The sequence below is a fragment of the Corynebacterium sp. LaCa_205 genome, assembly GCF_057458085.1.
In genome coordinates, this window is record NZ_CP190931.1 from 2,229,508 (window position 1) to 2,249,891 (window position 20,384).

Here is a 20,384-nt window from a genome sequence, read left to right on the forward strand (position 1 = left end):
TCTCCTCCTTTCAAAGAGAATCGATAAAGTTAAGTAAAAGGGCGCCGCGGGAAGGTCAATCGTCAGTTCCCAGGGCGCCCTTTATGTTATTTACTCGGAATCTTCCGAGCCGCTGGACTCATCGCTGGGGTCCGCGATGATGACCAGGGCATTGCGGACGAGCCTGTCGCCCACACGGTAGCCCTTGCGCAACACGGTGCCCAGCACCTGCTCATCGCCTGAAGACAAGTCCTGCACGGCCTCGTGAACCTCCGGGTCGAAGGCGTCGCCTTCTTCGCCAAAGGCGGCAAGCTCGTGCTTTTCCAGCGTGCTGTGGAGCTTATCCGCAAAAGCCTTGAGCGGGCCTTCCAAGTCACCGTGTTCATCGGCCAGTTCCAGGTCATCAAGGACAGGCAGAAAATCTGCGATGACCTTGGCCTTGGCGGTCTCGATTACGGCTTGGCGGTCGCGCTCGGTGCGGCGGCGGTAGTTGGTGTATTCCGCATTCAGACGCTGTAGGTCTTCCGTGCGTTCTGCCAACTGTGCTTCCACATCGCTGACGCCGTTGCCAGCGGGCTCTTCACCCGCGGCCTCGGCCTCTACCTCATCAGCGTTGACGTCTGCCAGCGCTTCTTCAAGGTCAGCATCGAGAGTGGGATCCAGCTCGGCTTCTTCGGTGGCATCAGCCTGCGCTTCCTGCGCGGCCTGGGCCTCCTCAGCCTGCTCGGCAGCAGCCTCAGCGCGGTCAGCCGAGGTAGCCTCCGGATCCGTGTTTTCCGGGTCGCCTGGGTTATGCGGCATTCCGCTGTCCTGAGTCATTACTTATTGCCATCCTTATTCTCATCCTCGTCAACTACCTCAGCGTCGACGACGTTCGGGTCACCCTGAGCAGCGCCAGCATCAGCCGCGCCCTCAGCACCAGCCTCAGCAGCCTGTGCTTCGTAGATCTGCTTGCCCATCTCCTGGGATTCGGTGGACAGCTTCTCCACTGCGGACTTGATGGCCTCGAGGTCATCGCCCTTCAGAGCCTCATCAACGGCGTCAGCAGCCTCGGTAACCTTGGTCTTAACATCCTCGGATACCTTGTCAGCATTGTCGTCCAAGAACTTGCGGGTCTGGTAGGAGGTGGACTCTGCGTTATTGCGCAGCTCCTGCTCCTCGCGGCGCTTCTTGTCCTCTTCGGCGTGCTGCTCAGCATCCTTGACCATGCGGTCGATTTCTTCCTGGGACAGGCCGGAACCATCCTGAATCTTGATGGTGTTTTCCTTGCCGGTGCCCTTGTCCTTTGCAGTCACGTGGACGATGCCGTTGGCATCGATATCGAAGGTGACCTCAATCTGCGGAACACCGCGCGGTGCCGGAGCAATGCCGCCGAGCTCGAAGGAGCCGAGGAGCTTATTGGCAGTAGCCATCTCGCGCTCACCCTGGAAGACCTGAATCTGCACGGAAGGCTGGTTGTCTTCTGCGGTGGTAAAGGTCTCGGACTTCTTGGTCGGAATGGTGGTGTTGCGCTCGATGAGCTTGGTCATCACTCCACCCTTGGTCTCAATGCCGAGGGACAACGGGGTGACGTCAAGAAGCAGCACGTCCTTGACCTCGCCGCGCAGAACGCCTGCCTGCAGGGCAGCGCCTACGGCAACAACCTCGTCCGGGTTAACGCCCTTGTTGGCATCCTTACCGGTGAGTTCCTTGACCAGGTCCGATACGGCCGGCATACGGGTGGAGCCACCAACGAGAACAACGTGGTCAATATCGCCGACGGAAAGGTCAGCATCCTTGATGACCTGGTTGAACGGAGCCTTGGTGCGATCCAGCAGATCCTGGGTGATCTTCTGGAACTCGGTGCGGGTCAGGGTCTCGTCCAAGAACAGTGGGTTCTTATCGGAGTCAACCGTGATGTACGGCAGGTTGATATTGGCCTGCTGGGAGGAGGACAGCTCAATCTTTGCCTTCTCTGCAGCCTCGCGCAGACGCTGCACGGCGCGCTTATCCTTGGTCAGGTCAACGCCCTGGGAGGTCTTGAAGCGGTCTACCAGCCAGTCAACGATGCGCTGATCCCAGTCATCGCCACCCAGCTCGTTATCGCCGGCAGTTGCCATAACCTCAACCACGCCATCGCCGATTTCCAGCAAGGAGACGTCGAAGGTGCCGCCACCCAGGTCAAATACCAGGATGGTCTGCTCCTGCTCGCCCTTTTCCAGGCCATAAGCCAAAGCGGCTGCGGTTGGCTCGTTGACAATACGGAGCACGTTCAGGCCTGCAATCTGGCCAGCTTCCTTGGTGGCCTGGCGCTGTGCGTCCTCGAAGTATGCAGGAACGGTGATAACGGCGTCAGTAACATCCTCGCCAAGGTAAGCCTCCGCGTCGCGCTTCAGCTTCATCAGTGTGCGGGCGGAGATCTCCTGGGAGGTGTAGTCCTTATCGTCAATGTTGATCTTCCAGTCAGAGCCGATGTGGCGCTTGACGGAACGAATGGTGCGATCAACGTTGGTTACCGCCTGGTTCTTGGCGGACTGGCCCACCAGAATTTCGCCGTTCTTTGCAAAGGCAACGACGGAAGGCGTGGTGCGAGAGCCCTCGGAGTTAGCGATAACGGTGGACTCGCCACCTTCCAGTACGGAAACGACGGAGTTCGTCGTACCAAGGTCAATACCTACTGCGCGTCCCATGATTTCTTCTCCTTTTATCTTGGGGTAATTAATAAAGTTGACTGTCAGTGACTCAACTTCTCGTTGTGTCCGAGCGCTACTGTAACAGAACTTTCACACCCAGTCACACAACCTTGAGCCTGTGTCACTCAATCTCTACAACGGGCAGCCTACAAAAGTTATTCCCCAAGACTCAACTTTTTCTCAAATGTCCCACTTTTACCAGCTCACCGCCGCTCTTTCCGACGCCCACTTTCCCACCCCTGCCCATTAACCCCCTCCCCCACACAGCCTCATACCCAAACGGAGATCCTTAAACATCTCTAAGAGGATCCAAAAGTTACCTCAGAAAAGATCCAAAAGAGGATTGGCGGCGCGCCCCCACTGCCGCATACTAGGAATCACAGCAGTTAAGAGCTGCTACCCCAGAGAGAGATTGTAGTTTTACTCCGCCTATCCGAAAGGAATGTATATGTTCGATTCCCTAGTAGACCTCAGCTCCGCCATCGACTTCGAGGCACTCGTCAAGGGCATCAAGGGCCTCGTCGAGGCTTCCTCCGAGTCCAACACCGACTCCGAGGGCCTGGCCTCCGTATTCGAGGGCCTGTCCTCCAAGGATGACGCAGAGGCTGCTGCAGAAGCTAAGTAATTAGCACTCTGCACTCCTTCATGAAGACCAGCTAAACCCCCTCACCTTCTACCTCCGCACGGAACCCACCACAAGGAACCGTGCACGAAGGTGCGGGGGTTTCGCTGTTTTCAATCGCTGTTTCACGTTCGCTGTACCTACACTAGGGAGATAAACCCCATTGAGCCTTAGCATCCAGGAAGCGTGGACAGCACCGTGTCGAAACCTTCACAGCCGCCCCTTCACCAACGCATCCGCGCGGCCATGACCCTGCAGCGAACAGCCGCCCTAACCGCGGTGATTTGTGTAGCACTGACACTACTTGGCGCATTCCTTACCTCCACTGAATATCAATTGTCCGCAGCAGTCTTGGGACTGGCCCTTACAGCCATTGCTACGTCTGCTTACCGCTGGCCGTTGAGCATGAGCGCCGCGTTCGTCATCACTTGGGCGATCGCCACGCTTCTCGCCAGAACCCCTCTTGTTAGCTCAATATTTCTCGCTCCTGTGTTTCTTGCAGTAGTGGCGTATCACGGAAAGCACATACGCACGATCGCAATAGGTTTGGTTCTGTGGCTTTGTGGACTAGTCGATCCTGTGGAGCTCACTTTAAGCTTGCACCCTGCACCAGCCCTTACGTGGGGAATGCTTATTGGAGTCGGCGGCGTTATTGGAGCAATATTCGCGCACTCAGCTGATCGCTACAGATCCGCAATGATGGAGTGGAACGATGACGTGAAGCGTCGTCAATCTGATCTCGCTGAAACCTTGCACAACTCGGTAGTTTCTAATCTGACCGTAAATACGATGCAGTTGGAGGCTCTCAGCCTTGAATACTCCAAACAGCCGGAGCTAGTCCGAAAGCTCGATGCACTCAGTGATTCCATGCGCTCATCAATGTCCGAGGTTCGCGCACTAACAAAGGTCCTGCGCAACAACATTGATGGGGTAAACGATGGCATGAGTTTTGGCACCACGACAAAACCCACGAGTTTTGCTCAACTCATCTCAGAGGAAGAAGAGCGCCTTCAGCGCCTCAACCGGGCGCCCGTAGTAGAAGTACGCGGTGAGGAGTTTGCGCCGGAATTCCCACAGGAGATCCTCGACCCCATCGCGGCTATCACTACGGAAGCATGCCTTAACGCCGTGAAGTATTCACCTCCGGGCGCAGAAATTACGATTTCTGTCCGCCCGCATGTGGGTTGGACTGTCGTAACCATTACAAATCCCATTGCAAAACCCACGAGCAAGACCACCGATATGTCCTCCGGTATTGGAATGTCCTCGATGACTCGGATCGCTGCTACGATCGACGCACGCTTAGAGACAAACTTGGAATCGGAAAGATGGGAGTTGACTCTTTCTCTGCCACCCAGTCTCCATAAGCGGCGTTAGTTCCACCACGTTGTATAGCAAGCGTTTAATTCTTGCACTAAGCTGTCGCTTGTTTCTGGCAAATACAAATCTTTAAAAAGGAGCGCCCTCATGCAGGCCGCACTCGCTAGCTTTCTCGCCCCACTGATGTTGTCTTCTTCCATCTTCGGCGCTGGCCTTACACCCGGCGAGCTGCCGCAAACTACGAAATACGAATCTCCTGTTGATATCGCTTTCGGCTGCCCTGCACCATGGTGCGGGAGGTAAAAACATCCCTCTTGGTCGTCGATGACGACCCACTTGTCCTTGAGGCCTTGGGGCGCTATTTTGCCTCGGCTGAGGACATGGAGGTGCGCGCCACCGCAGAAAATGGCAAGGTCGCCCTCGATATATTGCAAGAGCAAGACTTTGACGTCATTGTCGCGGACATCCATATGCCCGAGATGGATGGCACTACCCTCTTGCGCGAGGTCAACAAGATGGAAGCCCCGCCGGTCTTTGTCGCGATGACCGCGATGGACAATGATGAGACCCTCAAAGAGGTCATGTCCAATAAGGCTGCAGCCTATATTTTGAAAAGCTCCAAGCCGGTCTACATCTTGGATACCGTGCGCGAGGCTGTACGCGGCGGCACGGTTGTCACCCCGCAATCCCTCACCCGCTTATTTGAGCAACTTCCCGATTGGAACACTGAGGGAAGCGATGCTGATGTGGCCGCCGCAACCGCAAGAATTAAGGACAACCACCATATCTCGCCTGCTTTAGAGCAGGTTCTGGACCTGGTCTGCCAAGGCAAGTCCAATGAAGAAATTGCCAAGAGCACACACTACGCACCGGGCACGGTGAAGAAATATGTATCTACCCTGCTCAGTGAATTCCACGCCAAGTCCCGCCTCGAACTGGCGGTGAAGGCGCTCAAGGCTGGCTACGGTTCTTAGACCCCGATTGTTGGACAATCCGGGGGTGGAATACCCCCGGATGTGTCAATACCCCCTCTAAACCCCACATGCTGGGGTTTATTTTTTGTTTTTCTACCCCCGTCCGTCATTTCCCAAAGGAGACTAGCATCACGTTTGTCGCTTCCCTATAATTACGGCAACACCAAACTTCATAGTATTTCCTAGGCAACAATAGGAACCTGAACCTGCAGGGTTGCCGCACGTCAGAGCGCTATACCGCTCACGTTTCTTCCTCTGCCCCTATAGTCACGTCATAGAAAGCAGGTGAGTGTTGAACACCAACCTGGCGCGCGTTCGTCGCAGCAGCGATAGGCCTCCCGTCCGCATTCGGCCCGCATAAAGGCCCGCTGAACATCGCATTTCACCACGAATCTCTGCGACCCTCACATTGCGCCGCGCGCACCCGCGTGTTCGCTCCTCACCCAGCTGCACCCTGCAGCACCACATAGCTCACCGCTCACCATCCAGACGCCGTATCGCCCAGCAATTCCAGACCGGCGCAGATACATCTACCTTCACTCCCGTGTGAAGGGTGGTGTCTAGGATGTGACCCGTTTGAAATAGAGGTAGAACCCATATGACTTCTTCTGCTAACACCCGCTTGCCCATCTCTGATGATGTGGAAGCAGTCCTGCCCGCAGCGATTAGCCGCGCCCACGACTGGTTGAAGTCCACTGCGGACGAAGAAGATAAGGCCACCGAACAGCTCGCGGACCTACTGCGCGATGAGGACGGAGTGAAGTTCACCATGGACTTCGTCGACCGCGTCATGCGCCCAGAAGATGACAAGGTTGCCGCACACGCGCTGAAGGATATTTCCTCCCACTATGACCCGTCGTTCCTGGGCAGCATCAATGGTGCGCTCGTTGGTGCCGGTGGCTTCTTCGGCCCAATCCTGCCCAACCTGGTCATGCCGGTGGCCCGCCTGTACATGCGCAAGATGGTTGGCCACCTCGTTCTGGACGCCGAGTCTGATGCACTCAACAAGATTCTGGACAAGGCCGCCGAATCCGGCGAACAGCTCAACCTCAACCTGCTGGGTGAGGCCGTGCTCGGTGAGGAAGAGGCTAAGTCCCGCGCGCAGCGCACCCTCAAGCTCATCCAGAACCCACGCGTAACCTACGTTTCGGTCAAGGCTTCCTCCATGGTGGCCCAGCTCAATCACTGGGATATCGATGGCTCGGTAGAGCGCCTCAAGGAGCGCCTGCGCCCGCTGTATCAGGCTGCGGCCGACCGCACCGACAAGGTCTTTATCAACATGGACATGGAGGAGTACCACGATCTCCACCTGACCATCCGCCTGTTCAAGGAGCTGCTCAGCGAGCCGGAGTTCCTCACCCTAGATGCCGGCATCGTGCTGCAGGCTTACCTGCCAGATACCTTCGATGCGCTCAAGGATGTCGCTGACTTTGCCAAGGAGCGCGTGGCCAAGGGCGGCGGCAAGGTCAAGGTGCGCATTGTAAAGGGCGCGAACCTATCCATGGAAACCGTGCAGGGCGAGGTCCACGATTGGCCGCTGGCTACCTACACCAACAAGCTCGACGTAGACGCCAACTACTACCGCCTACTGGATTTCATCCTGCGCGAAGAGTACGCCGATAGCGTCCGCATCGGTGTAGCAACCCACAACCTCTACACCGCAGCTATGGCCTATGAGCTGGGCAAGAAGCGCGGCGTACTACACATGATGGATTCGGAGATGCTGCAGGGTATGTCCCCAGCGCAGCAGGCAGCGGTGCGCAAGGTCTTTGACGGCCGCCAGATCCTCTATACCCCGGTGGTTCATGCAGACGACTTCGACGTCGCCGTGTCCTACCTGGTGCGCCGACTAGAGGAGAACTCTGCGCCGCAGAACTTCCTCTACGCTCTCTTCGCCCCAGGCGAGGAGCCGCTTGCGGACCAGGAAGAGACGTTCCGTCGGGCCGTCGCCAAGCGCTGGGACACCTTCGCTGGCGCCCGCCGCACCCAGAACCGCCTCGAGGAGGATGGCCGCCAGGCACCGCGCACCGGCCGCTTTACCAACGAGGCTGATACTGACCCGGCTCTCGCCCCGAACCGCCAGTGGGCGCAGGAAGCGCTCAAGCGCAACCCAGGTGAGCACGGCATCGCGGAGGTCACCGACCCAGCCGCGGTAGAAAGCCACATCGCCCGTGCCAAGGAGCTCGGCACCGAGTGGGGTAAGCGTCCTGCCGCCGAGCGCGCCGCGGCCCTCGAGGCAGTCGCGGACGAGATTGCTTCCCAGCGCGGCAAGTTCATCTCCGTGGCCGCATATGAGGCTAATAAGACCGTTACTCAGACCGACCCTGAGGTCTCTGAGGCGATTGATTTCTGCACCTACTACGGCCAGTCCGCGCGCCTGCTGGAGGAGTCTTACTCCCAGTTCACCCCGCACACCGTCACCGTGGTAACTCCGCCATGGAACTTCCCCATCGCCATTCCCACCGGCGGCATTGCGGCATCCTTGGCGGCCGGCTCGGCGGTCATCGTCAAGCCAGCCCCGCAGGTGGTTCACTGTGGCAAGCTCGTGGTGGAAGCCTTCCGCACCGCCCTCGAGGCGCAGGGCCTCGACCCGGATCTGGTGCAGCTGGTGCTTACTGATGAAGCCGAGGCCGGCAAGGCGCTGCTCTCCCACGATGATGTAGACAATGTCATCCTCACCGGTGCGTCCGATACCGGTGCGCTCTTCCGTTCCTGGAAGCCCAAGATGAACATCATGGCAGAGACTTCCGGCAAGAACGCGCTCATCATCACCCCAGCGGCAGACCCCGACTTGGCCATCGATGACCTCTATAACTCCGCTTTCGGCCACTCCGGACAGAAGTGCTCGGCGGCCTCCCTGGTTATCTTCGTCGGCGCGGCCGGCAAGTCCGAGCGTCTGCGCACCCAGCTATTGGATGCCGTTAAGACCCTGAAGCCGGGCCCGGGCTTTGATATCACCACGACCATGAACGGCTTGGCCGAGGAACCGAGCGAGAAGCTCCTGCGCGGCCTCACCCAGCTCGAACCGGGTGAGAAGTGGCTACTCAAGCCGGAAAAGCTCAACCAGGAAGGCACCCTGTGGTCCCCAGGCATTCGCGATAATGTGCAGCCGGGCTCCTGGTACCACAAGAACGAGTGCTTCGGCCCCATCCTCGGCATCATGTATGCCGATACTTTGGAAGAGGCTATTGCCTGGCAAAACGACACCGGCTACGGCTTGACCGGTGGCATCCACTCGCTTGACGACGCCGAGATTGAGTACTGGATCGACAACGTTGAGGTGGGCAACGCCTACGTCAACCGCGGCATTACCGGTGCGATTGTGCAGCGCCAGTCCTTCGGCGGTTGGAAGAAGTCCGTCATGGGCCCGGGTGCTAAGGCCGGCGGCCCGAACTACGTGGCACAAATGGGTGAGTGGGCCGATGGCGAGCTCAAGCCGCGCAACGTGGATATCGCTCCAGCTAGCCTCGCCGCGCTGCACCGCCTGCGCGATAACCTCTCCGGCAAGCTCACCGAGGACGACATCACTTGGCTGTGGCGCGCCGCTGAGCTGGACCAGTTGGCTTGGCAGGAGGAGTTCGGCCGCAACCACGACCGCACCGGTTTGGTCTCTGAGGCCAATATCTTCCGCTACCGTCAGCTACTGACCAAACTGCGCGTGCGTGTGGGCGAGGGCTATGCGCTGCGCGAGGTTGCTCGCCAGGTGCTGGCCGCCGCCATCACCGGTACCGCAACGGAAATCTCCGCCACCCCGGAGGTTGCCACCCAGCTGCAGGACCTCGGTTTCGATGTCAAGGCCATTACCGACGAGGCTTTTGCCACCGACGTGGCCAATGACCCCTCCTCCCGCGTGCGCGCCTTGGGCACCGTGCCGGATTCCATCTACGAGGCCGCAGTGCGCTCCAACTCCGTGGTGCTGGACCAGCCCGTGCTTGCCGACGGCCGCCGTGAGCTCATTCCTTACCTCCTTGAGCAGGCAGTCTCTGTAACCATGCACCGCTTCGGCATCATCCGCAACGTAGGCAACCTGCGCGAGGAGTAATCTCCCGCCGCATTTAAGGCATTCCCTGGAGGTAGCGTCCCGCCCGTGGGCCGCTACCTCCTTTTTCGTATATGCGCTGCACGTTTTATGTGGCATAGTGGTAAGCAATGTCTACGTCACATAATTCATCTTCCCGCGACGAGGCCCAGCGCCCGTCTGCGCAGGAACAAGGCACCGCAACGCAAATCCAGAAGCCAGGCGAGGAAGATTCGCATACCCTCGTCGCTTATGATGATGCGCATCTCGGTGCAGAAGCCGCCAGCGAGCACCCCGCCGAGCGCGATGATAAATCTGCCATCCTGGCCAAGGACTTCCGCACCATGGCCAAGGTCTCGGTGGTCTTTATCCTCATCGTCGCCGGCCTGGCCCTGGCGGGCTATTTGCTCAAGTTCATCTGGGTAGGCCTGCTCCCTGTCCTGCTCGCCATCCTTGTCTCCACGGTGCTTTACCCAGTCAGCGCCTGGCTGCGCGGCAAGGGATTCCCGCGCTCACTCGCGGCCGTGAGCACCTTGCTCGGCCTCATCATCATCTTCTGCGGCGTCTTTGCCGCCATGGCCCCGGTTGTCACCAGCCAGAGCCAGACGCTCATTGACCAAGCCGAAGATGGCATTAACCAGCTGACAGAGATGGTGGAAAAATCCCCCATCGATATCCAAAGTGACCAGCTGCAATCCGTGCTCCAAGACGTGGTCAAGTTTGCCAAGGGCCAAGCCTCCACTATCGCCACCGGCGTTATCTCCGGCTTTTCCATGGCCAGCTCCATCGTTGTGGCCGCGCTGATTATGCTCTTTGTCACCTTCTTCATCATCAAAGACGGCGACAAGTTCCTGCCTTGGCTGCGCAAATACACCGGCAACTCCACCGGCTGGCACGTTACCGAGCTCGGCGCGCGCATCTGGAAGACCCTGTCCGGCTTTATCCAGGCGCAGGCCGCGGTGGCCATGGTGGACGCAGTTCTCATCGGCCTTGGCCTATGGGCTCTGCAAGTTCCGCTAGCACTCGTCATCGCGGTGGTGACTTTCTTCGCCAGCTTCATCCCCATCATCGGTGCCGTAACCGCCGGTGCTTTGGCAGTTATTATCGCTCTGGTATCCAATGGACTAACCAACGCGCTTCTTGCTTTGGCAGTTATCATCATCGTTCAGCAAGTAGAAGGCAACGTCCTCCAACCATTGCTGCAGTCCAAGGCCATGGGCCTGCACGCCACGGTCGTCCTACTCTCTGTGACCGTTGGTTCCACCCTGGCCGGCATTGTAGGCGCATTCCTCGCCGTCCCCGTGGCCGCAACCATTGCCGTTGTCGTGCGCTACCACGCCGAAATGGCTGCACTGCGCTCCGGGGAGGTCGATCCTTCAGATATAGACATCATCACCGGCTCCAAGGATGATCCTGAAGACTTCAGCGACGTCACCTACGAACACGACGAGACTCCACGCGATAAGGTAGAGCAGCTCTACCAGTCCATGAGCCCGCTGAGCTAAGACTCAGCCGCAAGCGCGCCGGCCCTCCGCCGGCGCGCTTTAGTATTTAGCGCAGAAAGCCTAGATCCGTAGCGGCCGAGGCGAGCTGGCGCGCGCCTCGGTCGAGGACGTTGGCCCACGTGCCCTTGGACTCCTCATTCGCGGAATCGGAGACCTGCTTGAGCAAGGTGCAGGGCACGTCGAAGCGCTGGCATACTGCGGCAATGGAATAGCCTTCCATGTCGCAGAGCTGGGATTTTTTGGCCAGCTCAGTGCGCAGGGCGGTATCGGAGACAAACATATCGCCCGTGGCCAAACCGCGAACCGGCAAGCGGCCGGAGGTTTCCAGCTCGATGACCTCTGGCAGCAGGTAGCGGTTGATATCGGTAAGCACCTCGAGCTTGAAGTCGTGTTTGGTGACCTTGCCTACTTCGAAGACGCCAGCCATGCCGTCGACAAGCGCGCCGGCCGTGCCGATATTGACCACGCGCTCGGGAAGGGCGCCATTAGCGCGGGCGTCGGCAAGAGCCTCCGTTAAGGCAATGGCCGCTGGAACCGTGCCGATTCCAGTAATGAGCAGGGGCTCGCCCTCCGGAATGTGCGCGGCCTCCGCATCGACAGCGGCGACGAAAAGGGTACGTCCGTTGAGATTCTCCATGCCTGTGAGAATACCTGCCCTCCCTAATCGAAGTTCAACGTGCGGTTCTTCTGGCGCAGGCGAATCGTAATATTCTTCTGGCCAGCACCGAGTGCGATAATTTTCCCGCTGAGCACGCGCGCGACCGCCAGGTCGGCCTCCGTGGGGGCTTCGGCGGCCACCTGTGCCGTGGGTAGCCAGGCGTCGTGCGGATCAGGCGCGCCAAGGTGAATGAGCCGCTCGCGCTCCACGTCAATCCAATAGCCTTCAGTGGCCATAAAGCGATCGTGGCTCCCGTCAAAGGAATCGCGGCGCCACCCGCCCTCGGCCACCCGAAAGACATACGGGCAATAGCCAAAGCGCGAGGGCACGATATAACGCGTCTGAGGGCTAACGCGCCAATGGCCGCGCGCGGAGCTCCAAACTTGCCGGTAGGTATCAGCCAGGCTCATACCCAGCCGCAGGCGCTGTTGTCTGTCCTCGTCTAGCCCCGCATCTTCTACCTGCGTATTTAGCTCACCCAGGCGCGTAGCATCTGCCACGTACATGCCCAGCCATGCCTCTTCCGGCGTCGTATACGGCCCGGTGATATCGCGGTGAAAGGACCCCGGAATTGCCTTGTGCGCGTCCTGGGGCAGGCGCTGGCGCGCGGCAAAAGCCCACAGCCGCGGATGCCCCATGCGGTAGAGCATCACCGTCGCCCGTGGCAGGCGGTCATGCACCTGTTGGCGCGTCAAGTAATCACCAGCACTGATGCGCCGCAGCAGCTGCTTGGCGACGTCCCCCTCCACCTTCTGCTCCACTCCCGGCGCGACCTCCATATCCGGCAGTTGGCTAAGCAGCATCAGATCGATGATGTCTCCCAAATCAAAGACCTGGTTCAATTCCGACTGTGCTTCGGAGCCGAAGGCCTCGATAGCGTCATAGCCTAGGGCACCACCCAAGCGACGGATGAGATCCGGGGACACACTCACCCGGTTGCGAGTTGCGTGCAATTCCGCGGCGTTGAGATTGCGGTCCAGCCCCACGAGGGCTCCTTCCTCCCCCTCATCGGGGATTTATTTCTTGGTCATGCTTGGGCTTAAGCCGGACATTGTCCACCGTGCAGGATGGACCCAACCGTTCTGTGTATAGCCTGAATGTTTCCTAGCAAGGTTGTGTAGGCATTTTCCATATCCCAAACTCGCCTCGGTGACTTTTATAGGTCATTTAGATTCATCCATTTATGTCTAGCTTAATCCATTCGGGTTACATTTACTACCATCCGAACTGACTAAACTTACCCCTTCAGGACACCTTTTAGAAGAATTTATGCAACTCCTGTGCCTATAGTATGACGCGGATTGATTCTTAGCTTTCCATTCTCTTTCACTTTCCTATTTCACCCAACGCACATAGGAGTCCAGCCCTTGACTGATAACAATGCTTGGGGCCGACCGGAACCTTCCTCCTCAAACCCTGGTTCCTCGGGCAACACTCAAACTTGGGGTACACCCTCCTCCCCTGCCTCCCCTACACAGGAGCCAGAGGCAAAATCCACCGGCAAAGGCAAGCGACTAACCATAATCGTGGTTGCGGTTCTCGCCGTACTCGCGCTTGTAGGCGCTGGTGCATGGGCCTTGCTAAATAAACAAGATTCCGGAGACGACCAAGGGGCCGCGACAATGGCCACAACGTCTTCACCTTCAGATTCAGCAACCTCTGAAAAGTCTTCTTCGACCGATTCCGATGAAGATGCGGAAAAGAAGACAGAGGGCAAGGCTAACAACGCCGCTTCGGCGAATGCTCCCACCAAATACGAAAAATGCAATGACTTCGCAGATGAGAAGCTCAGCTCGTGGACAAGACCAATTAAGCAGTACTGCGATGACTCATGGCTTTTTGTCGGTCAGGACGGAACTGCAAACTTCTCCTTGTACTATTGGACCGACAATGCTTGGCACAAATACGATACGGATGGAAGAGCATGGCCTTCCGATATCGGATGCTATGACCAAGACAAGCTTAAAGACGCAGGAGCACCGCTTCCCCTCCTTGACAAGGTCACGCTCTGCACCGATGAAGGCGACACTTCAACAGAAGCTGAAGAAGACGACGAGGAACCAGCAGCAGACGAGTTTGCTTGGGCCGGTAAGTGGAACGGCAAGTGCGATGGTCGCTATATCCTCATTGTCGAATCCGCGCTCATCAGCGGCCCAGAGCCTTATACTGAGACCTCTCGAATTCAAGATAAGTACCCCGGCTCCAAGATTCTTTATGGCGGGGCCTGCAGCTCCCTTCGCAATACGGTGGACGGAAAATCCGTCTACGCCATCTACTACGACGCTGGCTACAGCGTGGACAAAGTCTGTTCCCTCAAAGCACAATATGGCGGCAACGCTCGTTCCCTAAACGATGATGGGGACTTCTCCGACCCTTGCTAGTCCCCCAATATTCCTTCCCTATCACTCTCCTTCCCACATCTGTCACCTCCGATTTACACCTGAAAGGATTCCCTCGTGGCTCACTACAACCTCTACGATTCTCTCTCCCTCGACCCCACCGCAGACTCTTCTCAGCTGGTAGCTGATATCGACGCCAAGCTGGCACAACTAAGCCCAGAAAATGCGGCAGCTCACGACGAGCTCACCACCGCTCGAGAGATCTTCTCTGTTAAAAACCGCCGGACGAAGTACGACGAGGAAATCGCCAACCCCACCGGCCCAGAAGTAGATATCGCGCGCATTCGCAATATCGCTGCTCTACCTCCTGCAAGTGCTACTGATTCCACTAGCCCTGCAGCCAAGCACGAAGCACCATCCCCAGAAGCAACCGGCACCTACACTCCTGCACCCGGATACACCGCCGCACATACACGGCAACCACAACAGGGATGGCCTGCCCACACCGCTAGCCAGCAGGCTTCCTCCAACAACACCGGTTTCAGTAGCTCCAAAAAGCAATTCACCGTCGACTTCAGCAATATGGCCTTCCCGGTCGCCCCCGCCCGCCAACGCTGCCAGTCCATCATGTGGTGCGTAATTTGGGGAATCTTGCTGCTGATGTGGCTGATAGCCGGTATTCGCGGCCTTTCCTTAGCCAACACTGCTGGCGACGCCACCGCGATGAGCCTGCTTTTTGATTCTTCAAATCTCGAAGCGAGAACCGCTGACTTCGCTGCCTCGATAATTAAGACCCTTATCGCGACTCCGCTCCTACTCGTACTGGGCGAGTTCATTTGGTCTATTCGCAAAACCATGGGCCTTAAGGCAGCGGACGATGCCTAAGCGTCCGCTAACGGTATGCAGCTTGCTTGCAGGCCTTGTCCTCACCGCTTGTACTGCAGAATCTCCAGACTCCACGCCACAGGAGCCCTCGATGGCCACTGCGACGACGTCAACAACAAAAGAAGACACAGATGCCCAGCAGGAAGAAACATCCTCTCCCCCTGCTGCGAAGGAAGAAAACTCCACTCGCCCGGTGCCACCTAATGTCCTCTTAGACGACGAAGAACCCGCTTCCAAACCGGAAGCCGCACCAGAGTCCGACACGTCTTGCGGTTCTGGTGATGCACAGTCCGCCTTTTCTCAGGGCGTATCGCAGGTGCCCCTGTGGGGCACCATTGGCTGGGAGCTTTTCGACTCCTCCGGCTACGACCCCTGCGCTTCCCTATCGTGGGAGACTCTGATGATTGAAGGAGGAAGCAGTTCCTCACCTTTCCATATCATGCTGTTTAACCACGGCGAATACTTGGGCACAGCAACGGCTAAGCCCTATGGCTTCGCCCCCACCATTGAGCGGGTGAGTGATTCCGAAATCGCGGTGACCTACCACTGGCCGCGTGAGGGCGAAGGAAGTGCCAACCGCTCGGGGACTACCCAAGCGGGCTTCCGCTGGGATGAAGGTGCGCAAAAAGTGATTATGTCTGGAGATGTCCCGCCCACGGGATAGAAGGAAGCTCACAACGGCATTTCGGCGTTTCTTGATGGGAGCTGTTGCTACTCTCGGGAGTAACACAGCTCCCTACGATTAGCTCCGTGGAAGGAAGCCAGATCATGCTGAATACCCGCCCCCGCTTCATACGTCATTCGCGCTCCGCCGCAACATTAGCTAGCGTCGGCGTCCTCTGCCTTTCTTTAGCAGCTTGTGGAAGCGGTTCCGGAGATTCAGGGGATTCACCAACCTTCTCTGCCGCGAGGGAAGCCACTTCAGAAGCGGATGGAGCTACTTCTTCTGCTAACGAAAAGACCGAAGAAAAGCCCTCCCGAAAGACCACTACCGTCACGGAAGTTCCTCCAGAGGAGGAGCAGGAAGAGAGCACGCCGCGTCGAGGTAAGGGCAACGACGGGTCTTCTGAGTGCGGCTCAGATACTGCCGAGACCGCCTATGAAAAGGCTATACCGCAGGTAGAGCCTTATCCGGGACTTGATGCCCCGTGGGGTCCTTTTTCCTCTCAATACGATCCATGTGCAGCTCTTTCATGGATTACTGTAACGCTTGAAGGGGCAACTGTTTCCTCGCCGTATCACATCCTGCTTTTCCACAATGGTGAGTATCTGGGAACGGCAACAGCTAAGGCATATGGCTTTTCTCCGCGAATTAGCCGAGTAAATGATTCCGAAATTGCAGTTACCTACCGCTGGCCAAAAGATGGTGAGAGCAACGCTGCAGCATCAGGGAAGAGCCAAGCCGGTTTCCGCTGGGATGAAGGCGCGCAAAAGGTAATTATGTCTGGGGACGTACCACCGTACTAGGCCGAGGCGAAGCGTGCTTGTTTAAGTCCAAGAGCGGCCAGCGTTATGTTGATGCGAAGCCTCCACGGGTGTGCGAGCCCATTGAGTGGACACGTTATGGGCTTTCGCGGAAAGCTGGCGGTAGTTAGCGTGGCCGTTTTGTGGCGGAAGGAGAGGTAGGAATGAAGGAGATGACGTTTCAACAGAAATTTGGAGTCTTCGCGCTGGTGGCGGCGGTTCTTCTGCTGATCGTGAACCTAGTCGTAGTGGGGACTACGGTGTTCGGTATCTCCACGCCGCTACTGCTCGGAGTCACGGGCATCATTATGATGCGCGGTGACAGAAGTGAGAGCAGCAGCGGCACGAAGAACAACTAACGCAGGCGGTGGCCCACGAATCCGGCGGCGAGGGTGTTGCCGGAAGATTGGTCGATGAGCAGGAAGTTGCCCACCGCGCCGCGGGCGGCGTAGTCCTCGACGGGGAGCTCGGCTTGGGTCTGGATGGTGATGTGGGCGATGTCGTTCATGGCGACGGACTCGGGGTTCTCAAAATCGGAAACGCCATCGAGGTCCAGGGTGCGAGTGATGGCGGCGATGCGGGCTTTGACCAGGGAGGATCCGTAGCGCAGCTTGAGCATCTGTCCGGGCTTGATGTCCTTTTCGGTCAGGCCAACGACTGTGGCATCGAATTCGCGGGTGGCTGCGGGGCGTTGGGACCCGGCGATGAGATCGCCGCGGGCGAGATCGATGTCGTCGGCAAGCAGGAGCGTCACGGAGTCGCCGGTGGCGGCGGAGTCGGCGGGGCCGTCGGCAGTGTCAATCTGGGTGACGGTGCTGGTGCGGCCTTCGGGAAGGCCAATCTCATCGCCCACGGAGATGGAGCCTGCCTTCACGCGGCCGGCGTAGCCGCGGTAATCGGAGGCGTGCTCGCGGATGACGTACTGGATGGGGAAACGGAAATCCAGCTCATCGGCGCGGCCAGTGGCCACGGGGACGGTCTCGAGCACCTCGAGGACGGTCGGTCCGGTATACCAGGGCATATTAGAGGAACGCTCAACCACGTTATCGCCCTTGAGCGCGGAAATCGGCACCACGGTGGTATCGGTGATGTCTAAGCGCGCGGCGATCTGGTTGAACTCGGACTCAATATCGCGAAAGACCTGCTCGTCATAGTCCACGAGGTCAATCTTGTTCACCGCGAGGACCACGTGGCGCACACCAAGGAGGGCGGCGACGTTGAGGTGGCGGCGGGTTTGTTCGACGACGCCATGGCGGGCGTCGATAAGAAGCACCACTACCTGGGAGGTAGACATGCCGGTGACCGTATTGCGGGTGTACTGCACGTGCCCCGGGGTATCGGCGAGGATAAAGGTGCGCTTATCCGTAGCGAAGTAGCGATAAGCCACGTCGATGGTAATTCCCTGCTCACGCTCGGCCCGCAGGCCGTCGACAAGCAAGGAAAGGTCCATGCCGTCGAAACCGCGGTCAGTGGAGGTGCGCTCCATAGACTCGACCTGGTCCGCGAGCACGGACTTGGTGTCATAGAGCAGGCGGCCGACGAAGGTGGACTTGCCGTCATCGACGGAGCCGGCGGTGCACAGGCGCAGGGTATCGCGCTGCTTGAGGGCGCCGACATTCGGCGCGAGGGTAGTCGTCATCAGAAGTAGCCTTCCTTCTTGCGGTCCTCCATGGCGGACTCGGAGAGTTTGTCATCGGCGCGGGTGGCGCCGCGCTCAGAAAGGGTGGAAATGGAAATCTCCGCGAGCACCTCATCCGGCGTCGATGCGGTAGATTCCACGGCGCCGGTGCAGGACATATCGCCCACGGTGCGGTAGCGCACGGTGCGGGTTTCCAGCTCCTCCCCCTCGGCCGGGCCGCCCCATTCACCAGGGGCTAGCCACATACCATTGCGCTTGAATACCTCGCGCTCATGCGAATAGTAAATGGAGGGCAGCTCCAGTTCGCGGGCGCCGATGTATTCCCAAATATCGGACTCGGTCCAGTTGGAAATGGGGAATACGCGAACGTTTTCGCCGGCCATTTTGCCGCCGTTATACAGATCCCAGAGCTCGGGGCGCTGGCGGCGAGGATCCCAGCCGCCAAAGGAATCGCGGATGGAGAAGATGCGCTCCTTGGCGCGGGCGCGCTCCTCATCGCGGCGGGCGCCACCACATACGGCGTCATACTCGCGCTCGGCGATGGTCTCTACCAGCGGCACGGACTGCAGCGGGTTGCGGGTACCATCGGGACGCTCCTGGAGGTCGCCGCGGTCGATCCAATCCTGGACGCGGGCGACGTGCAGGCGGGCACCGGATTCTTCCACGAGGCGGTCGCGGAAATCAATAACCTCGGGGAAGTTATGCCCGGTATCGACGTGGAGGAGCTCGAACGGAACCGTGGCCGGAGCGAAGGCGCGGCGGACCAGCTCGAAGACAACGACGGAGTCCTTGCCTCCCGAAAAGAGGATGCCTACCTTGTCGAATTGGCCGGCCACCTCACGCAGGATGTGAATGGACTCGTTTTCAAGGTCTTTGAGGTGTGGGGAAAGTGTGCTCATTATTCGTGTAACCCGCATTCTGTCTTGCCGTCTGCAAATACGCGTCCGGATCGGGCATCTTCGCCTTCTCCAACTGGGAAGGTCAGCGGGGCGCAGCCGATGGAGCGGTATCCCTGCAGGGTCAGTGGGTGGATGATGAGGTCGTTGTCCTCGATATAGCGGTCCGTATCGTCTAGATCCCAGGTGATGATGGGCGAGATCTTCAACCGCCCGGTGCGATCCAAGCTCAGCGCCGGGGCGCTAGCGCGGTGCTCAGAGTCGGCGCGGCGCAGGCCGGTAACCCAGCCGGCATACGGGTCCATCGCCATATTTAGCGGTTCCACCTTGCGCATGCGGTTATAGGCCGCGGTATCGCGGGCATACAGGCGCGGGCCGTAGACCTCGTCTTGTTCTTCTGGGCTCAATAGCGGCAGCACCCGCACTAGGGGCAGGTCCGGGTAGCGCTTTTCTACCTCATCGGCCACCTGGAGGGTTTCCGGGAAGTGCCAGCCGGTATCGATGAACAGCAGATCCGCATCGAGCCCGGCGCGGTGGGCGAGCTCGGCCAAGACCGTATTTTCCATGGACATGGTCACCGCAAGGCGGCCGGGAGCGTGCTCGGCGGCCCATTCGGTGATGGTTTCGGCAGAGGCATCGTGCAGCTTATCCGCCCACTGGTCTACCAATTGCTGGTTGCGCGCGGCTACCTCGGCGTCCAGCGGCGCGGTATCCCGCGTGCCTTCCGGGGAGATGCTGGGGTCACGGTAGTTCTTGCCACCGTCCAGCAGGTTCGTTGTTGGGTTCATGCCGTCACACATTAGGCAAAACCCCAAGGCGGTGCAGGAGATTATGCGCGAAAAGCCGCTGAGCTTGGCGGGAGCTGCGAATAAAAAGTTTCCAATCCGTACCAAGCGGACTAGATTTACAGACAAGACAGTCTATTGCGGGCTATCCACGCCCCACACAAGGAGGCACTTCCATGCAGCGTATAGCCATCATCGGGGAAGGACCGGCCACCCTATCCACCCCGAAAAGCTTATCAGCGCTGGCATGTGTGTGGACCTCATTACTCAACGTACCGCACCATTCGGTCTACTTCGACGCTTTGCCGGCCTCGCAGGCGTGCTTGCCGACGCCGTCTCAGGATCCCACTGCGGCCCCGGCACCACTCCCCGGCTCCGTCTCATCGGCAACGTGCGCGTAGGGCCCGACGGCGATATCACCCATAACGAAATCCACCGCCTTTCTGCCGCCGGCGACCGCGATCTGCTCGTTCTCGAGCTCAAGGCCCGCGGCGTGGCCGTCACCACTTGGGAAGGTTTGTGCACTCCCCTCGAAGACTTCGAGGATTGGAACAGTGTCATCACCCGCGCCCAGCTGGCGCATGTGGGGATTTAAAGGAAGACTCAGACTAGCGCCCCGCTCACCCTG

The 20,384-nt window shown here is 58.6% G+C and carries 19 protein-coding genes; 12 read left to right on the forward strand and 7 right to left on the reverse strand.

Annotated elements, in window-relative coordinates; genetic code table 11:
• Positions 1 to 90: 90 nt before the first annotated feature.
• Both grpE and dnaK read right to left on the reverse strand, forming a co-directional pair.
• Positions 91 to 798, reverse strand: coding sequence for a nucleotide exchange factor GrpE (grpE, locus tag ACP8J1_RS10705; protein ID WP_034655552.1), 708 nt, complete (start codon positions 796 to 798; stop codon positions 91 to 93).
• Positions 798 to 2,648 carry a molecular chaperone DnaK gene (gene dnaK / locus ACP8J1_RS10710; protein WP_023020007.1) on the reverse strand — a complete coding sequence of 617 codons (1,851 nt, stop codon included), beginning with the start codon at positions 2,646 to 2,648 and terminating at the stop codon, positions 798 to 800. Before dnaK ends, grpE begins: the two co-directional genes overlap by 1 nt.
• Before the next feature lie 451 nt (positions 2,649 to 3,099).
• Between dnaK and ACP8J1_RS10715 the strand changes: the two genes are divergently transcribed.
• From ACP8J1_RS10715 to ACP8J1_RS10740, 6 genes are all read left to right on the forward strand, one after another.
• Positions 3,100 to 3,276: a hypothetical protein gene (locus ACP8J1_RS10715; RefSeq protein ID WP_023020008.1), complete on the forward strand. Its 177-nt coding sequence runs from the start codon at positions 3,100 to 3,102 to the stop codon at positions 3,274 to 3,276.
• A 693-nt stretch (positions 3,277 to 3,969) separates the two neighbouring features.
• The gene (locus ACP8J1_RS10720) at positions 3,970 to 4,650 is read left to right on the forward strand and encodes a sensor histidine kinase (RefSeq protein WP_232212556.1); all 681 of its coding nucleotides are present in this window, start codon (positions 3,970 to 3,972) and stop codon (positions 4,648 to 4,650) included.
• Positions 4,651 to 4,740: 90 nt separating this feature from the next.
• Positions 4,741 to 4,896, forward strand: coding sequence for a hypothetical protein (locus tag ACP8J1_RS10725; protein WP_023020010.1), 156 nt, complete (start codon positions 4,741 to 4,743; stop codon positions 4,894 to 4,896).
• Positions 4,897 to 4,907: 11 nt separating this feature from the next.
• A complete protein-coding gene (locus ACP8J1_RS10730) occupies positions 4,908 to 5,567 on the forward strand; it encodes a response regulator transcription factor (protein WP_232212557.1) in 660 nt (219 codons plus the stop codon).
• Between the two features lie 598 nt (positions 5,568 to 6,165).
• The gene (locus ACP8J1_RS10735) at positions 6,166 to 9,609 is read left to right on the forward strand and encodes a bifunctional proline dehydrogenase/L-glutamate gamma-semialdehyde dehydrogenase (RefSeq protein ID WP_023020012.1); all 3,444 of its coding nucleotides are present in this window, start codon (positions 6,166 to 6,168) and stop codon (positions 9,607 to 9,609) included.
• 107 nt (positions 9,610 to 9,716) lie between these two features.
• A complete protein-coding gene (locus tag ACP8J1_RS10740; protein ID WP_023020013.1) occupies positions 9,717 to 11,090 on the forward strand; it encodes an AI-2E family transporter in 1,374 nt (457 codons plus the stop codon).
• Positions 11,091 to 11,136: 46 nt separating this feature from the next.
• Here ACP8J1_RS10740 and ACP8J1_RS10745 read toward each other — a convergent pair whose 3' ends face one another.
• The gene (locus ACP8J1_RS10745; RefSeq protein ID WP_023020014.1) at positions 11,137 to 11,727 is read right to left on the reverse strand and encodes a nucleosidase; all 591 of its coding nucleotides are present in this window, start codon (positions 11,725 to 11,727) and stop codon (positions 11,137 to 11,139) included.
• A gap of 23 nt (positions 11,728 to 11,750) precedes the next feature.
• The gene (locus ACP8J1_RS10750) at positions 11,751 to 12,734 is read right to left on the reverse strand and encodes a hypothetical protein (protein WP_023020015.1); all 984 of its coding nucleotides are present in this window, start codon (positions 12,732 to 12,734) and stop codon (positions 11,751 to 11,753) included.
• Positions 12,735 to 13,115: 381 nt separating this feature from the next.
• On the opposite strand from ACP8J1_RS10750, the gene ACP8J1_RS10755 reads away from it, so the two are divergent.
• The 5 genes from ACP8J1_RS10755 to ACP8J1_RS10775 all read left to right on the forward strand — a co-directional run bounded on the left by ACP8J1_RS10755 (position 13,116) and on the right by ACP8J1_RS10775 (position 16,795).
• Positions 13,116 to 14,129 (forward strand): hypothetical protein, encoded by a 1,014-nt coding sequence (locus ACP8J1_RS10755; protein ID WP_023020016.1) that lies wholly within the window; start codon positions 13,116 to 13,118, stop codon positions 14,127 to 14,129.
• A gap of 75 nt (positions 14,130 to 14,204) precedes the next feature.
• Positions 14,205 to 14,972: a hypothetical protein gene (locus tag ACP8J1_RS10760; RefSeq protein ID WP_023020017.1), complete on the forward strand. Its 768-nt coding sequence runs from the start codon at positions 14,205 to 14,207 to the stop codon at positions 14,970 to 14,972.
• Positions 14,965 to 15,636, forward strand: a complete 672-nt coding sequence (locus ACP8J1_RS10765) for an LppP/LprE family lipoprotein (protein WP_232212558.1) — start codon at positions 14,965 to 14,967, stop codon at positions 15,634 to 15,636. Before ACP8J1_RS10760 ends, ACP8J1_RS10765 begins: the two co-directional genes overlap by 8 nt.
• 104 nt (positions 15,637 to 15,740) lie before the next feature.
• The gene (locus ACP8J1_RS10770) at positions 15,741 to 16,439 is read left to right on the forward strand and encodes an LppP/LprE family lipoprotein (RefSeq protein ID WP_023020019.1); all 699 of its coding nucleotides are present in this window, start codon (positions 15,741 to 15,743) and stop codon (positions 16,437 to 16,439) included.
• A 161-nt stretch (positions 16,440 to 16,600) separates the two neighbouring features.
• On the forward strand, positions 16,601 to 16,795 hold the full coding sequence (locus tag ACP8J1_RS10775) for a hypothetical protein (RefSeq protein WP_023020020.1): 195 nt from the start codon (positions 16,601 to 16,603) through the stop codon (positions 16,793 to 16,795).
• Here the strand turns inward: ACP8J1_RS10775 and ACP8J1_RS10780 are convergent.
• From ACP8J1_RS10780 to ACP8J1_RS10790, 3 genes are read right to left on the reverse strand one after another with little or no spacing between them, the layout of a single operon-like run.
• Complete coding sequence (locus ACP8J1_RS10780) at positions 16,792 to 18,075, reverse strand: sulfate adenylyltransferase subunit 1 (RefSeq protein WP_023020021.1); 1,284 nt, start codon at positions 18,073 to 18,075, stop codon at positions 16,792 to 16,794. The two genes, ACP8J1_RS10775 and ACP8J1_RS10780, sit on opposite strands and share 4 nt — an antisense overlap.
• Positions 18,075 to 18,974 carry a sulfate adenylyltransferase subunit CysD gene (cysD, locus tag ACP8J1_RS10785; RefSeq protein ID WP_023020022.1) on the reverse strand — a complete coding sequence of 300 codons (900 nt, stop codon included), beginning with the start codon at positions 18,972 to 18,974 and terminating at the stop codon, positions 18,075 to 18,077. Before cysD ends, ACP8J1_RS10780 begins: the two co-directional genes overlap by 1 nt.
• Positions 18,974 to 19,759 carry a phosphoadenylyl-sulfate reductase gene (locus tag ACP8J1_RS10790; protein WP_034656025.1) on the reverse strand — a complete coding sequence of 262 codons (786 nt, stop codon included), beginning with the start codon at positions 19,757 to 19,759 and terminating at the stop codon, positions 18,974 to 18,976. Before ACP8J1_RS10790 ends, cysD begins: the two co-directional genes overlap by 1 nt.
• A 244-nt stretch (positions 19,760 to 20,003) precedes the next feature.
• Here ACP8J1_RS10790 and ACP8J1_RS10795 point away from each other — a divergent pair, with 244 nt between their 5' ends.
• A complete protein-coding gene (locus tag ACP8J1_RS10795) occupies positions 20,004 to 20,351 on the forward strand; it encodes a hypothetical protein (RefSeq protein WP_023020024.1) in 348 nt (115 codons plus the stop codon).
• The last annotated feature ends 33 nt before the right edge of the window (positions 20,352 to 20,384 follow it).